Here is a 14069-nt window from a genome sequence, read left to right as displayed (position 1 = left end):
AGGATTAGAGCGCGAAATATCTGCTCTAATCCTTTTTTACATGTATAGAATAATTAAACATACTACATTAGCAAACGCTGTGCAAAATGGTCCTACTGTTTTCAACGTATTTTTGATGCGAATTCCAATAATCCCATCAAAAAGTTGCACAAGAATCATCGCCATCGCGACAGCACACAGATACGCATCTACATGATAAAAGAAAGGTACAGTCGTAGCAATAAGTAAAGCCAAACTCCTCGACACAGCATACATCGCGTTTGAAAGAGTCTCCGTCGTCGCGCTCCGATATGCATCAATGGAAAAGCCGAAACTTACAGCGGCGCTAATAAAAGTCATCGCTGCACAAAAATAAAAAATCATCATGTCCATATCCTCTTAATAAAATGTAAATGGATTCGTATTTCGCTCTGATACAATGAGATCCACTTCATATCCATTCAGCTCGCTCGCCTCGTCAAATTGCTTTAATAGGCTCGCTTTCATCACTTTTTCCATATAGTGCCCAGCATCAATTGTCGGCAAATCAATCGCCATCAAGTCATGCCCTGTATGATAGTAAATATCCCCCGTAATGTAGACATCAGCCCCAGCGCGCTTGACATCATGAATAAACTTATTACCATCTCCACCAATAATCCCCACTTTTCGCACAGAACGATTCGTTTCCCCAATCACTCGCACGCTATCAATTGAAAGTTTTTCCTTCACAAAACCAATAAAAGCCTCTAAATCAATTGTTTTCGGCAAATTTCCAATCCTGCCCAATCCCATTGCAGACGTAACATTCTCAATTGGATAAATATCAATCACTGGAACCTCATATGGATGCGATAATTTCACCGCTTTGACGATTCGATCCATTTCAGAATGCGGAAAAATTGCTTCAATTTTGATTTCTTGCACCGTTTCAAGATCCCCTGGTCGCCCAATTGTGGGGTTGGCTTGATCACTAGGCAAGAACCGGCCTGTTCCTTCAATCGAGAAAGTGCACTCGGAATAACGGTCTGAAAACCGCCCTGCACCATTATTAACTAGTGCTAGACGAATAGTCTCCTCCGCAAAGTCGGGCGTATAAACCGCTATTTTGCTATAAGTTTCTGTATATGTAGGAACAATGATTTCAGTTTCGCTCAGCCCAAGCAAATCACTAATCGCGTCATTCACACCACCGTTCACAATATCTAAGTTCGTATGCGCAGCGTAAACGATAATATCATGCTTAATCAACTTTTTCACGATTCTACCTTGAGGCGTTGCGAAGTCTATTTTTTTAAGCGGTCTGAAAAGTAGCGGATGGTGCGCGATAATCATGTCCACGCCTTTTTCAATCGCTTCATCTACCACATTTTCCAGCACATCAAGCGTGAACATAATTTTGCGGATTTTACGCGCTAAATCGCCAATTTGAAGTCCAATTGGATCGCCATCCATCGCATATTTTTTCGGTGCAATACCTTCTAAAACCGCGACATACTCGTAACCATTTGCTACCTTCATCGTAACACATCCTCTATTATTTTTATTTTCACGGCTAATTCTGCCAGTCTCTCTGCATTCTTTGTATTATTAGCATCAATTTTAGCCTGAATTCCCTGCCAATTCTCCAATTCATGCCTCCACTTCGCCTGAAAAACAGCTGACTTCTCTCGCATTAAAAACGGTCCCAATAAGCGCTCTGCGTCAGAGTACGTCACAATTTCTGGGCTCGGTTCTAAAACGAGTATTTCGTAAATCTTATTATCCTCACACAAAATCGCTTCGGAAATAAGCGCCCATTGATTAGCCTCGCCCCATTCACGCAACTGGTGCGCCGCAATGTTCGGCTGTAGGACAAGACGTTTTACGCCCGCCAATTTCGTAGCCCCTGCTTCTAAAATCGAGCGAATAAGTGCTCCGCCCATGCCAGCAATAACAACGACATCAATCGCATCTTCCTGTTCAATAACCGCCAATCCATCACCTTTACGAACAGCGATTTCTCCTGTCAATCCTAGACTCCGAACTTGTTTTGTAGCCGATTGAAAAGGGCCTTCCACAACCTCACCCGCAATCGCAAACTCTACTTGGCCTTTTTGGGCTGCATAACATGGCAAATATGCATGATCGCTACCAATGTCTGCAATTCGCGACCCTGCCGGTATGTAAGATACCACTTTTTCTAACCGTTCTGATAATTGTTGTTCGTTCAAAAAAATCATCCTTTGTAAAAAAGAGAGCGCGATTGTTACGCACTCTCCTTTGAAATTTTTATTCTAAGAAATCTTTTAACTGTTTGCTACGACTTGGATGTCTTAATTTGCGTAGCGCTTTTGCTTCGATTTGACGAATACGCTCACGAGTAACGCCGAATACACGACCAACCTCTTCAAGCGTGCGCGTACGACCATCATCTAGACCAAAACGCAAACGAAGTACATTTTCTTCGCGGTCTGTTAACGTATCAAGTACGTCTTCTAACTGCTCTTTTAGCAATTCATATGCCGCATGATCCGATGGTGATGTTGCTTCCTGGTCTTCAATGAAATCACCAAGGTGCGAATCATCCTCTTCACCGATTGGCGTTTCAAGCGATACTGGTTCTTGCGCAATTTTTAAGATTTCACGGACTTTTTCTGTCGGTAAATCCATTTCTTCACCGATTTCTTCAGGTGATGGGTCACGTCCCAAATCTTGAAGTAAGGAACGTTGGACACGGATTAATTTGTTAATCGTTTCAACCATGTGAACCGGGATACGAATCGTGCGCGCTTGATCGGCAATGGCGCGGGTAATCGCTTGACGAATCCACCATGTCGCATACGTACTAAATTTGAACCCTTTGTTAAAGTCAAACTTCTCAACTGCTTTCATTAATCCCATATTACCTTCTTGAATCAAATCAAGGAATAACATACCACGACCAACGTAACGTTTCGCGATACTAACAACGAGACGTAAGTTAGCTTCTGCCAAACGTCCTTTTGCCTCAACATCGCCTTGTTCGATACGCTTCGCTAAGGCAATCTCTTCATCCGCGGAAAGTAGATTCACACGACCGATTTCCTTTAAATACATCCGCACAGGGTCATTAATTTTAACACCTGGAGGTACGCTCAAATCATTCAAGTCAATTTCAGCAGTCTCTTCTTTGATTAATTCCGCTTCATTCGGATCATCTTCCTCGTCATCATCCGAAACCTCAATCGTTAATACTGTAAGCAATTCTAAAAATTCGTCCATTTGGTCACTATCTAAAGTAAATGGCGCAAGTTTGGCAGCGATCTCGGCGTACGTTAAAGACCCCTTCTTTTTGCCATCTTCAATTAATAATTCTTTTGCTTTATCTAGATTCAAATCTTCTGGTTTCGTTTCTTGCGGTTTTTTAGCCATAGTCTGCCATGTCCTCCTTCCAAAATAACCGTCAATGATATACCTTACCTCATTGCCCAGTTTCTAAACACCTGACGCGCCCTGACTCATACTTAGAGAGCCAAATATTGCGTTAGTGCATGCTTCTATATTTGTAGGTATGCCTGTTGTAACATCTTTCTAGTGAATTGTTTTACCTTAAATATTACGTTTTAAATCAGCCCGCATCGTCGTGATAGTTCTGGCTAGTTCTAATGCCAGCGCCATCTCCCCCTGTTGCGAGGCTACTAATAACTGTTGTTCTTTTTCTTTAATATCTCGCTCAATACCTGCTTTTTTTAAGCTGAAAATATAATCTTGATACTCTTCATTGGTCACATCTGAATTCACAACCATCATTTCGAGTTCACTGACTAAATTTCGCGACACCTCATTTGGAAGCTGATCCATTAAAGCAAGCGGATTAGCATCATTCCCAGAAGCATAAAAGCCAATTAGATGCGTATACAATGCTTGATAATTATCATGATAAAAATCAATTTCCTGCTCCTGCATCATATTTCGAATCTGAATAAACGCATCACGATCTTCCAGCATGTATTTCAACAGACGTTTCTCTGAGGTCAGTCCAGCAGATGGCGCTTGATTTGGCTGCTGAAAATGAAACTCCTCGTGAACAGGTCCACCACCGCTATCATAGACTGGGTACTCTCCAAAATCCTCTGGCGGAGGCCCTCCATAATCACGCGTTTTTGGCTTCACTCTCGTCGCAACAGATTGCTGTAACTGCTGTTTCAACGCATCCATCGACAACTCAAATTCCGAGCCCAACTGTTTCAAATAAAGCTCCCGCTCCACAGCCTGATCCAGTTTGCCGATTTCAACGAGCGCTTCACCTAAATAGGCAATTTTCTCCGTTTCGTTCTGAAGATTACGATTCCGCCTCAAAAATTGCAGTTTAAAAGCCGTCCAACTCAAGCGTTGATGCGCATAGACCTCTGCAAATTTCTCTGCTCCTTCTGAACGAATAAAATCATCCGGATCTTTCCCATTCGGCAATTGCAATACAAAAACTTCTAGCCGATGTTGTTCCGCCAGTAGTGTCCCAGCTTTAAAGCTCGCCTCAATACCAGCGCGATCACCATCGTAACAAATAACGGCTCGGTTCGTGACACGCCGAATCATCTGCACATGTTCCTCCGTTAGCGAGGTCCCCATCGAAGCCACGCCATTTTGAAACTCTGCCGAAACACCAGAAATAACATCCATATAGCCTTCCAATAGCAGGATTTCCTCTTTTTTACGAATCTCCTGTCTCGCATCAGAAAAATGATATAGGATATTTCGTTTATTAAAAATCGGCGTCTCCGGACTGTTCAAATATTTCGGACCATCGTCTTGATTAAAAAGGCGCCCCGAAAAACCAACCAATTGACCGCGATCATTCTTAATCGGAAACATAATCCGATTTCGGAACCGGTCTACTATGTTACCATCATCGCGCTCCGTAAGCAAGCCACATTCCACCGCGAGCGGCAAATCAATCTCGCGCTTCTTCAAAAAAGTGGTTACCGTTAACGCATCTGCCGGTGCAAAACCAATCTCAAAATGATCTAATTCCTGTTCCGACATGCCTCGATCGAGCAAGTATTGTAAAGCCTCTTGCCCTTCCTCGGTCTCCATCAACAAATAATGATATAACTTACTCGTCAATTGATGGATTTCAATCATCTTACCTTCTTGACTATCAGGCCGATTTGCAGGCGTTCCGTCACCAGAAGATATCTCAATATCTAACGGAATATGCGCGATGTCAGCCACTTTCTTCACTGACTCAACAAACGAAAGACCATCAATCTGCATTAAAAATGAAAAAACATTGCCTCCCTTACCACACCCAAAACAATGGAAAATCTGTTTCTCAGGTGATACCGAAAAGGATGGTGTTTTCTCGCCATGAAAAGGACAAAGCCCCGTGTAATTACGCCCTTGCTTCTTAAGCTGAACATAACTTCCAACCACGTCCACAATGTCTGCTTGGGAACGTATCTCATCAATTTTCTCTTCTGGAATCCGTTGCATCTTCTATTATAACCTCGCTTTTATAAACGTATCCAGCTTCTGTAGAAAATTCTCATTATCTTGAAAACTCATCGCTCGTGGGCCTTTACTATACTTGCCTTGTCTACGTTCTTTCGCGTGCAAATACCGCATATCAAGCATCATTGCCATCTCACTTTCGCGATATTCCTCCCCGCGATTAGAAAAAGTAGCGACGTCTTTCGCAATTAACATGCTGGCAAGCCCAATATCTTGCGTCACCACGATATCGCCACTCTTCGCTAGATTAAGTATACGCATGTCCGCAGATTCCTTATCCGTATCAACAAAAACCCACACTTCACCTGCTGGCAAATTCACAGAAAAGTGATTGTATGACGCCACAAAAGTCATTGGCAAATCATATTTCTTCGCTAATTCACGTATCTCATCCTTCACAGGACAAGCATCTGCATCGATAAAAATCTTCATGTTTCTCCCTCCCCATATCTATATCATTGCTATATTTGGAGAAAACACATAATCCACACATAAAAATATATTATAGGCGATCAAAACAAGAATTTCCACCGTTTTAATCGCTATAATATATATATTCGCCATAAAATCTGATTTTCCTTCTATAATTCTAAATTTTCATCAACAATTTCACCAATATGCATTAAAATATCATTCGCCGTCTCTTCAATCGCTTTATTTGTAACATCTAAGACGTAACATCCAAGTTTATTCGTGAGTTCCGTAAAGATCTCCAGCTCCGCATCAATCCGATCGTGACTCGCATAATTACCAACCCCACTAAGTCCAATCGAAGCTAACCGTTTTTCACGAATCTGATTCAATTTTTCCTTGCTGATTTTTAAGCCAATAATCTTATTTGGGTCGATTTCGAACAATTCTTCTGGAACTTGCGCTTCTGGAACAATCGGTACATTGGCTACTTTCAAGCCTTTGAGCGCCAAATATTGCGAAAGTGGCGTTTTTGATGTCCGAGAAATCCCGATTAACACATAGTCCGCTTGCAACAGCCCGCGTGGATTACGACCATCATCATTTTCCACCGCGAATTCAATCGCAGCGACTTTCCGGAAGTAAGCTTCATCAAGCGATCGTACCATACCAGGCTCCGAAAGCGGCTTAATTTGATACGTTTCTTCCAACTGTGCCAGAAGCGGTCCAAAAATATCGATTATCGGTACGCCAAAGCTTTTCGCGGTTTTATTTAACTCCTCGCGCACTTCCTCGACAACGATAGTATGCACAATAATGCCATTGTTCACGGCCACTAAATCAACAATTTCCTCAATCATATCCGGTGTGTCTACGTGGTGAAAACGGTGAATAAACTGCGGACTCTTACCAAACTGCATCAAAGCCGCGCGCGTTACTAATTCTGCCGTTTCCCCTGTTGAATCCGAAACGACGTATACTGCTGGTTGTGTCATAGCCATTAGCTCCTTTCATTAAAAAGCTTCTCGTTCTTATTTCACGTTGATTTCTTCAATTTGGGCAAATTCCTTAATGAAGCTCGCTAGTTCAAACAATAGCGCCAAACGGTTATTTCGAACCGCTTCATCGTCACTCATAACAAGCGTATTCTCAAAATAGGCATCAATCGCTGTACGTAATGCTGCAAAAGCTCGCAATCTGTCTACGATTATTAGTGTTGGGTAATCTGCTTTCAACTTCTGAACAGCATCAAACAACTGTTGCTCCGACTCGTTTTCAAAAAGACTTGGGTCGATAATAACCTCGCCGCCTTGATGCTTTTTAGAAATATTGACAACACGTGCTAGAGCTTCCATTGTTGGACGGAACCAATCCGCATCGCGATTCTTATTCAGCAACTCCGCGCGCTCGATCAACTCCGGTACAACATTACTGCCAGCGCTAACCACCGCATCAATAATATCATGACGAATTTGTTGATCCGAAAGAATGGCACGTAGTCGATTTTGCAAGAATAATTCTACCTGCTCGAAAACTTCTTCACTTGGGATTGTATTCAGACCTTCTGCTCGCTCGATTTCTACCGTATCCGCTAATACGCTAAGCAATTTTATATCCCAGTTTTTCGCTTGAATAATACGCATAATTCCGAGCGCGCTACGACGTAAACTAAATGGATCCGCAGAACCAGTTGGTACGATATTCACGCAGAAAAATCCAGTCAATGTTTCTAGTTTATCCGCAACTGCGAGTAACGCACCGATATCGCTTTGTGGCAGTTCACCATCCGCCGATGTCGGCATGTAGTGCTCCCGAATCGCCGTCGCCACTTCTGCATCTTCGCCTTGTAATAACGCATATTTTTCACCCATGATTCCTTGTAATTCAGGAAATTCACCGACTAAATTCGTCACTAAATCAAATTTATAAATATCCGCAGCACGCGCAATCTTCCCTTTTTGCGCATCGGTCATGTGTAATTGTTCCGCAATAATCAGTGCCACTTTTTTCACACGTAGCATTTTTTCCGTCAACGTTCCTAATTTCTCATGGAAAACAATGTTATTCAGTTTTGCAACGGCTTCGTCAATCGTAATTTTCAAATCTTCTTGATAAAAGAAATCCGCATCCGATAAGCGCGCGCGTAGGACTTTTTCATTCCCTTTCGCAACAGTTTCCAGATGTTCATGGTTCCCGTTTCGAACCGTGATAAAGTACGGTCGCAATTTGCCAGCGTCGTCAACCACAGGGAAATAACGTTGGTGCTCCTTCATCGTCGTAATCAGAACTTCCTCCGGCAACTCCAAATACGCCTCGTCAAAAGTAGCGTGCAGGACTGTCGGATATTCTACTAAATTATTAACCTCTTCCAAAAGATCCGCGTCAACAGGAATCTTCCAGTTCTCTACCGCTTCGATTTCCTCAATTTGGCTCACAATCGCCGCTTTTCGTTTCGCTGCATCCGCAACTACAAACTGGCTCAAAAGTGCTTCTTCATACTCAGCTGGATTAGTAACCGTCACAGAACCGCCCAAGAAGCGATGTCCACGCGTTTCATTTCCAGTCGTCACATTCGTAATTTCAAATGGAATCACTTGATCTCCAAACAGCGCGATTAACCATTTAATCGGACGAATATATTTCAAATCATAGGCCGCCCAGTGCATACTAACTGGGAACGTCATGGAAGTAATGATTTGGCGCATCTCTGGCAATAAGTCAATCGTCGCTGCACCTTTTACTTCTTTCTCCAAATAAATATATTCCACACCATTAATTTCGCGGAATTCCAATGTTTCAGGATCGACACCTTGACCTCTCGCAAAACCTTGCGCCGCTTTTGACCAGTTACCATCCGCATCTTTCGCGATTTTTTTAGCTGGACCTTTCGACTCTTCCACACGATCCGCCTGTTTTTCAGCTAAGTCTTTCACGATCACTGACAAACGGCGAGGACTTGAGTAAACTTCCGTCGTTTTATATTCCAAATCATTCTCTGTAAGCCATTTTTCAACACGTTCTTGTAATTGTTTCACTGACGCAGTAATGTATTTTGCTGGCATTTCCTCTAAACCAATCTCCAATAAAAAATCTTTACTCATGATCTGCGCCCTCCTTTTCTTTCAACAGTGGGAATCCAAGTTTTTCACGTTCGTTATAAAAAGTTTTTGCAATACGACGCGCTAAATTCCGAATTCTAGCGATATACTGCGCGCGTTCTGTCACGGAAACAACGCCTTTTGCATCGAGCAAGTTAAAAGTATGTGAACATTTCAACACATAGTCATATGCCGGAAAAACAAGGCCCTCTTCCATTTGACGACCAGCCTCACGCTCATACGTATCAAAAAGTGATAACAACATGTCGCCGCTAGACGTTTCAAAGGCATACTTCGAGTTTTCAAATTCTGCTTGATAAAAAATATCACGATACGAAATGCCGTCCGTCCACTCCAAATCAAACACGTTCTCTTTTTCTTGAATATAAGAAGCTAAGCGCTCCAAGCCATACGTAATTTCCGATGTCACCGGAGAACATTCCAATCCACCAACCTGTTGGAAGTACGTAAACTGCGTGATTTCCATCCCATCAAGCCAAACTTCCCAACCAAGACCCGCGCAACCAAGCGACGGATTTTCCCAGTTATCCTCAACAAAGCGAATATCATGCTCCAACGCGTTAATTCCAAGCTTTTCAAGCGATCCTAAATACAACTCCTGAATATTATCAGGTGACGGCTTCATCACAACTTGAAATTGGTGATGCTGAAATAAACGATTCGGATTTTCCCCATAACGACCATCAGCAGGACGACGAGAAGGCTCCACATAACCCGCTTTCCATGGCTCCGGACCAATCGCTTTTAAAAATGTATACGGGCTCATTGTTCCCGCACCTTTTTCCACATCATAGGATTGCAACATAATACAACCTTGTTCAGACCAATAATCTTGCAACGTTCGGATCATCGTTTGTAAATTCATCAAATCCACCTCCATAAAATTAGGCATATAAAAACCCTCGCCTCTATGCCTCCTAAAAAGAAAAGCATAGGGACGAGAGTTACACTCACGCGGTTCCACCCTATTTGGACAGATTATACCCGATATAAATCGGCGACAAGCGCTCGATTTGTGTAAAGCCATGTTCTACATCCTACCCATTTTTAATACAAAAATCGGTTTGGCTTTACCTCGCAAAAGAGTATTCTCAAATCCCACCTTGATTTCATTCGTGCTCGGGAAGGCCTTCTTAAAAAGATTGACGCTCGGCTCACACCATCTCCGAACTCGCTTAGAAAAGAGCTTTTTAATACTATTTTTCCGTCGTTGCACCTATTGTATATACCTTAAAATTTACCGCATTTTGAACAAAAAGTCAATCGTCATCTTCTTTTTTCGTTGGGTCTTTTAAAAGTTCATCCCAGTTCTTCATATTATTAAGGAACTTCTTGCTCTTCAAATACAAGCCGGAATACTGTTCATAATAGGTATCAATCGCGCGCTGGACCTCTTCTTTCGTCTCTTGTTTCACATCAATATTTCCGAGCCGATCCAATTGAAAAATATAAAACAAACGCATCAACTTCACCGATTTTTCCGTCATATGAAGGCGGTACTTGTCTCGCTCAAAACAGCGGTGACACACAATGCCATTCGCATACGCCGAAAAATCAAACCGTCCTTCTGTTTGCCCACATATCGCGCATCGATCCATCGTCGGATACAAGCCCAACACCGAAAGCATCTTCATCTCAAAAATCTGCGTCAATACCTGAGGATCATATCCTTCATCAATATGGTGAATAATTTGATAAAACAGGTTGTAAAGCGGACCATTCGCCTGCTGTTCCTCCGTCGCTTTATCAAGCAATTCACACGCATACGTCGCATAAGCTGTCAGAAAAATATCTGTCTGAATCGATGAAAAAGAAGTAATCGCTTCCCCTTGTTGCAATGTTCCTAACCCACGATTCGGGTAAAAAGTGAAGACGCCGTTTGTGAATAATTGTGTCACAGCAGCCAGCCGACTCTTTGTTTTTTTCGCACCACGGGCGACTAAACCAATTTTGCCATACTCCTTCGAATAAATGACAACGATTTTATCAGATTCACGGTAATTGGTCGTTCGAATGACAATTCCTTCACATTTTTCCATCTCGATTCACTCCTTATACTCCATTATACAACACCAATTTGAAAAAAAGACAGGTTTTCGTTTATTTAATGCCTGAGCTGTTGTACAATGAAAGTATTACGATATAAAGGGAGCGTTTTTCAGATGATGGTAGCATTGATATTATTTGCTGGATTTTTCTTATTTTTATGTTTGGTCGGTCTGATTGTCGGTATTATTTTACTTATCGTTAGGAAAAATAAGATGCCTGGAGCGATTATGATGTCCTCTGCAACTTTTCTTGGAATCATTTTTTGTGGCGTTTTTGCAATTAGCTTTATTTTTAGTGGGAGTTACGCCAGTGATTCGATGATGGATAACCAGTCGATGATGTACGATGATTTAATGGATGGGTCGACCTATGACGATACAGACGGCGAGGATGACCCTTACAATGACTCTGAGGAATATTATGATGAGGATTACGATTATTTTTCGGATGAATACACCGAGTATAAAGTGGGACAAGCCGCAGAGGTAGACGATAACGTATTTGTGAATGTCACGAAAATCGAGAAATGGGCTGGTGACAAAGAGTTCCATAGTCCGATGGCTGGTTACTATGTAAAAGCAACGGTGACAATTGAAAATAAAGATGTTCGTTCGACTACTTACTACGCTGATGATTTCTTGATTTATGATAATGATGGACTAGAGGGCGATAACGCATATAAAGAAGATTGGCGCGTCGTGGTGAAACCTGGAACCAAAGTTACCAAGGAGATCTATTTCGACGTTTACGGTGATGGCCCGTTCCATATTGTCTGTTATGGTGTATCGTGGAGTGGTAGTATAAAATAAGGATACAATACGAAAAAACAGAACGGATTTTTTAGAGTCGGTTCTGTTTTTTCTCCATTAATACTCGTCGTGGTCAAAGCCGTAATCATTCAAGAAATGTTCCTTATCACGCCAGCCTTTTTGCACTTTTACCCAAATCTCTAAATAAACTTTCGATCCTAGCAAAAGTTCGATTTCCTTACGCGCACGCATGCCGATTTGTTTTAGCATTTGGCCTTGTTTGCCAATCAGAATGCCTTTTTGCGTGCTTCGTTCCACAATAATCTGCGCCATAATGTGCAGTTTATGCGTCTCAGGATTCACTTCAATCCCTTCGATAACAACAGCAACGGAATGCGGCACTTCTTCATGTGTGAACTTCAACACTTGTTCACGAATCAATTCAGAAATAATGAATCGCTCGGGATGATCTGTCACTTGGTCTGCTGGATAATACATCGGACCTTCTTGTAAATGCTTCGTCGTTTCTTCAAGCAACGTCCCCAAGTTATTCCCTTGAAGTGCCGAAATCGGAATAATCTCCTCAAAATCAAGCATTTCACTGTACTTCGCAATCAAATCCAGCAAAGCTTCTGGCTCTACTAAGTCAATTTTATTAATCAACAGGAAAACTGGTGTCTCCTCTACTCTTTTCAGTTTTTCAATAATAAATTCATCGCCGCGACCGTAACCTGCGTCCGCATCAATCACGAAGAAAATCATGTCCACTTCTCGGAACGTATTTAGCGCTACTTTCACCATGAAATCGCCTAATTTATGTTTCGGTTTGTGAATACCTGGTGTATCAATGAAAACGACTTGTGCATCATTTGTCGTATACACACCTTGGATTTTATTACGCGTTGTTTGGGCTTTATCACTCATGATTGCGATTTTTTGCCCGATAATTTGGTTCAACAAAGTCGATTTACCTACATTTGGACGGCCGACAATCGCCACAAAACCTGATTTGAAAACGTCACTCATTATTTAAGATCCCCCGGTGTAAAGGCGCCTGGCAGTAGTTCCCCAACGGTTACTTCGACAGTATCACCCTTCATATTTGTTAAAACTACTGGCATTTCTGGTGCACAGAACTCACTAATCACTTGACGACACGCGCCACATGGAGCCACTGGACCTTCTGTATCTGCCACAATCACTAATTTTTTGAAGTTGTGCTTACCTTCTGAAACTGCTTTAAAAATCGCTGTTCTCTCCGCACAATTCGTCAACCCGTAAGAAGCATTCTCGATGTTGCAACCAAGCACGACCTCATCTTCCGTCGTCACTAAAGCCGCGCCAACTTTGAATTTAGAATATGGCACATACGCGTTTTCACGTGCTCTTTTTGCCAGATCAATTAAATTATTTTCTTTCATCCTAAAAAACTCCTTTTAAAATAATTTTGGTATAAAAATAAAGAGTCCAATAACCGCCGAACAAATCGAAGCTAGTAAAACGGCTCCTGCTGCGACGTCTTTCGCTTTTTTAGCATAGGGATGGAAATCTTCTGTCGCCACATCCACCGCGCGTTCAATCGCTGTATTAATCATCTCAAATGTCAAAACGTTGAAAATCGAGAAAATTAGAAATAACCACTCTATCTTTGTTACTTTGAAAAAAACACCACAAATAATCACAATCATCCCAGCAGTAATATGGACACGCATGTGGCGTTCTTCTAAAATCGCTGTTTTAACACCTGTAACGGCATGGATAAATGATTTCCTGAAGCGTCGATTACTTGTAACCTTTACTTTATCTTTCGAGTCCATAAGCATTCAACACTTCTCTTTGTAATGAAAACATCACGTCTTCATCCTCTGGTTCGATATGATCGTATCCCAGAAGGTGCAGAAGCCCGTGTAACGCCAAGAAACCCAACTCGCGATCGAATCCATGCCCGTACTCGTCCGCTTGTTCTAACGCCCGCTCCGTGGAAATAATGATATCTCCCAATATGCGCGGCGCCTCCATATCCTCGTCCCAAGCAATCTCGGTCTCGCCATCACCCATTTCTTCTAGCGCGAACGAAATCACATCGGTTGGTTGATCTTTATCGCGATAATCACGATTAATCTCTTGAATCCGCGCATTATCAACAAAAGTTACAACCAATTCACTATCTTCTTGAATCTCCAGTCGTTTTGCCGCAAACTGTAACAAACCCTCGACCAAGTCCAGCGCATCTGGCTCCAATTCTTCGGTTTCATCTATTAAATCAAGCTCTAAAGTCATCGTCTTCCTC

The 14069-nt window shown here is 42.1% G+C and carries 15 protein-coding genes; 1 reads left to right on the top strand and 14 read right to left on the bottom strand.

Translation table 11 applies throughout. The annotated features are described in order from the left end of the window. Positions 1-36: 36 nt before the first annotated feature. From HCJ66_RS00270 to recO, 10 genes are all read right to left on the bottom strand, one after another. On the bottom strand, positions 37-366 hold the full coding sequence (locus HCJ66_RS00270) for a hypothetical protein (protein ID WP_246438482.1): 330 nt from the start codon (positions 364-366) through the stop codon (positions 37-39). Between the two features lie 12 nt (positions 367-378). Continuing rightward, positions 379-1500, bottom strand: coding sequence for a Nif3-like dinuclear metal center hexameric protein (locus tag HCJ66_RS00265; protein WP_187131347.1), 1122 nt, complete (start codon positions 1498-1500; stop codon positions 379-381). After that, a complete protein-coding gene (locus HCJ66_RS00260; protein ID WP_187131346.1) occupies positions 1497-2192 on the bottom strand; it encodes a tRNA (adenine(22)-N(1))-methyltransferase in 696 nt (231 codons plus the stop codon). The genes HCJ66_RS00265 and HCJ66_RS00260 overlap by 4 nt, the downstream gene beginning before the upstream one ends. Before the next feature lie 58 nt (positions 2193-2250). Beyond that, positions 2251-3372: an RNA polymerase sigma factor RpoD gene (rpoD, locus tag HCJ66_RS00255; RefSeq protein WP_181675483.1), complete on the bottom strand. Its 1122-nt coding sequence runs from the start codon at positions 3370-3372 to the stop codon at positions 2251-2253. Positions 3373-3549: 177 nt separating this feature from the next. Continuing rightward, positions 3550-5433: a DNA primase gene (dnaG, locus tag HCJ66_RS00250; RefSeq protein WP_187131345.1), complete on the bottom strand. Its 1884-nt coding sequence runs from the start codon at positions 5431-5433 to the stop codon at positions 3550-3552. Between the two features lie 6 nt (positions 5434-5439). Next, complete coding sequence (locus HCJ66_RS00245; protein ID WP_181675481.1) at positions 5440-5883, bottom strand: YaiI/YqxD family protein; 444 nt, start codon at positions 5881-5883, stop codon at positions 5440-5442. 149 nt (positions 5884-6032) lie between these two features. After that, entirely contained in the window at positions 6033-6857 is an 825-nt protein-coding gene (locus tag HCJ66_RS00240; RefSeq protein ID WP_036094160.1) for a pyruvate, water dikinase regulatory protein, read from the bottom strand. Positions 6858-6893: 36 nt separating this feature from the next. Then, the gene (gene glyS / locus HCJ66_RS00235; RefSeq protein ID WP_187131344.1) at positions 6894-8963 is read right to left on the bottom strand and encodes a glycine--tRNA ligase subunit beta; all 2070 of its coding nucleotides are present in this window, start codon (positions 8961-8963) and stop codon (positions 6894-6896) included. Beyond that, positions 8956-9846, bottom strand: coding sequence for a glycine--tRNA ligase subunit alpha (gene glyQ / locus HCJ66_RS00230; RefSeq protein ID WP_181675479.1), 891 nt, complete (start codon positions 9844-9846; stop codon positions 8956-8958). Before glyQ ends, glyS begins: the two co-directional genes overlap by 8 nt. Positions 9847-10240: 394 nt before the next feature. Then, the gene (recO, locus tag HCJ66_RS00225) at positions 10241-11020 is read right to left on the bottom strand and encodes a DNA repair protein RecO (RefSeq protein WP_181675478.1); all 780 of its coding nucleotides are present in this window, start codon (positions 11018-11020) and stop codon (positions 10241-10243) included. Between the two features lie 123 nt (positions 11021-11143). Between recO and HCJ66_RS00220 the strand changes: the two genes are divergently transcribed. Further along, a complete protein-coding gene (locus HCJ66_RS00220) occupies positions 11144-11839 on the top strand; it encodes a DUF4352 domain-containing protein (protein ID WP_187131343.1) in 696 nt (231 codons plus the stop codon). A gap of 57 nt (positions 11840-11896) precedes the next feature. Here the strand turns inward: HCJ66_RS00220 and era are convergent, their stop codons facing one another. From era to ybeY, 4 genes are read right to left on the bottom strand one after another with little or no spacing between them, the layout of a single operon-like run. Beyond that, positions 11897-12805, bottom strand: coding sequence for a GTPase Era (era, locus tag HCJ66_RS00215; protein WP_181675476.1), 909 nt, complete (start codon positions 12803-12805; stop codon positions 11897-11899). Then, positions 12805-13200 (bottom strand): cytidine deaminase, encoded by a 396-nt coding sequence (locus HCJ66_RS00210; protein WP_187131342.1) that lies wholly within the window; start codon positions 13198-13200, stop codon positions 12805-12807. Before HCJ66_RS00210 ends, era begins: the two co-directional genes overlap by 1 nt. Before the next feature lie 15 nt (positions 13201-13215). Next, complete coding sequence (locus HCJ66_RS00205; protein ID WP_181675474.1) at positions 13216-13602, bottom strand: diacylglycerol kinase family protein; 387 nt, start codon at positions 13600-13602, stop codon at positions 13216-13218. Further along, the gene (ybeY, locus tag HCJ66_RS00200; RefSeq protein ID WP_187131341.1) at positions 13580-14059 is read right to left on the bottom strand and encodes an rRNA maturation RNase YbeY; all 480 of its coding nucleotides are present in this window, start codon (positions 14057-14059) and stop codon (positions 13580-13582) included. The genes HCJ66_RS00205 and ybeY overlap by 23 nt, the downstream gene beginning before the upstream one ends. Between the last annotated feature and the right edge of the window lie 10 nt (positions 14060-14069).

The organism is Paenilisteria portnoyi (genome assembly GCF_014322795.1).
GTDB lineage: Bacteria > Bacillota > Bacilli > Lactobacillales > Listeriaceae > Listeria_A > Listeria_A portnoyi.
The sequence above is the reverse complement of the archived record's forward strand: the minus strand, read 5'-3'. Positions and strand labels throughout refer to the sequence as shown.

Excerpts from the sequence above, each read along its gene's own strand:
- HCJ66_RS00270 (WP_246438482.1), bottom strand. The coding sequence starts at position 366 with ATGATGATTTTTTATTTTTGTGCAGCGATGACTTTTATTAGCGCCGCT.
- HCJ66_RS00265 (WP_187131347.1), bottom strand. The coding sequence starts at position 1,500 with ATGAAGGTAGCAAATGGTTACGAGTATGTCGCGGTTTTAGAAGGTATT.
- rpoD (WP_181675483.1), bottom strand. The coding sequence starts at position 3,372 with ATGGCTAAAAAACCGCAAGAAACGAAACCAGAAGATTTGAATCTAGAT.
- dnaG (WP_187131345.1), bottom strand. The coding sequence starts at position 5,433 with ATGCAACGGATTCCAGAAGAGAAAATTGATGAGATACGTTCCCAAGCA.
- HCJ66_RS00245 (WP_181675481.1), bottom strand. The coding sequence starts at position 5,883 with ATGAAGATTTTTATCGATGCAGATGCTTGTCCTGTGAAGGATGAGATA.
- HCJ66_RS00240 (WP_036094160.1), bottom strand. The coding sequence starts at position 6,857 with ATGACACAACCAGCAGTATACGTCGTTTCGGATTCAACAGGGGAAACG.
- glyS (WP_187131344.1), bottom strand. The coding sequence starts at position 8,963 with ATGAGTAAAGATTTTTTATTGGAGATTGGTTTAGAGGAAATGCCAGCA.
- glyQ (WP_181675479.1), bottom strand. The coding sequence starts at position 9,846 with ATGAATTTACAAACGATGATCCGAACGTTGCAAGATTATTGGTCTGAA.
- recO (WP_181675478.1), bottom strand. The coding sequence starts at position 11,020 with ATGGAAAAATGTGAAGGAATTGTCATTCGAACGACCAATTACCGTGAA.
- HCJ66_RS00220 (WP_187131343.1), top strand. The coding sequence starts at position 11,144 with ATGATGGTAGCATTGATATTATTTGCTGGATTTTTCTTATTTTTATGT.
- era (WP_181675476.1), bottom strand. The coding sequence starts at position 12,805 with ATGAGTGACGTTTTCAAATCAGGTTTTGTGGCGATTGTCGGCCGTCCA.
- HCJ66_RS00210 (WP_187131342.1), bottom strand. The coding sequence starts at position 13,200 with ATGAAAGAAAATAATTTAATTGATCTGGCAAAAAGAGCACGTGAAAAC.
- HCJ66_RS00205 (WP_181675474.1), bottom strand. The coding sequence starts at position 13,602 with ATGCTTATGGACTCGAAAGATAAAGTAAAGGTTACAAGTAATCGACGC.
- ybeY (WP_187131341.1), bottom strand. The coding sequence starts at position 14,059 with ATGACTTTAGAGCTTGATTTAATAGATGAAACCGAAGAATTGGAGCCA.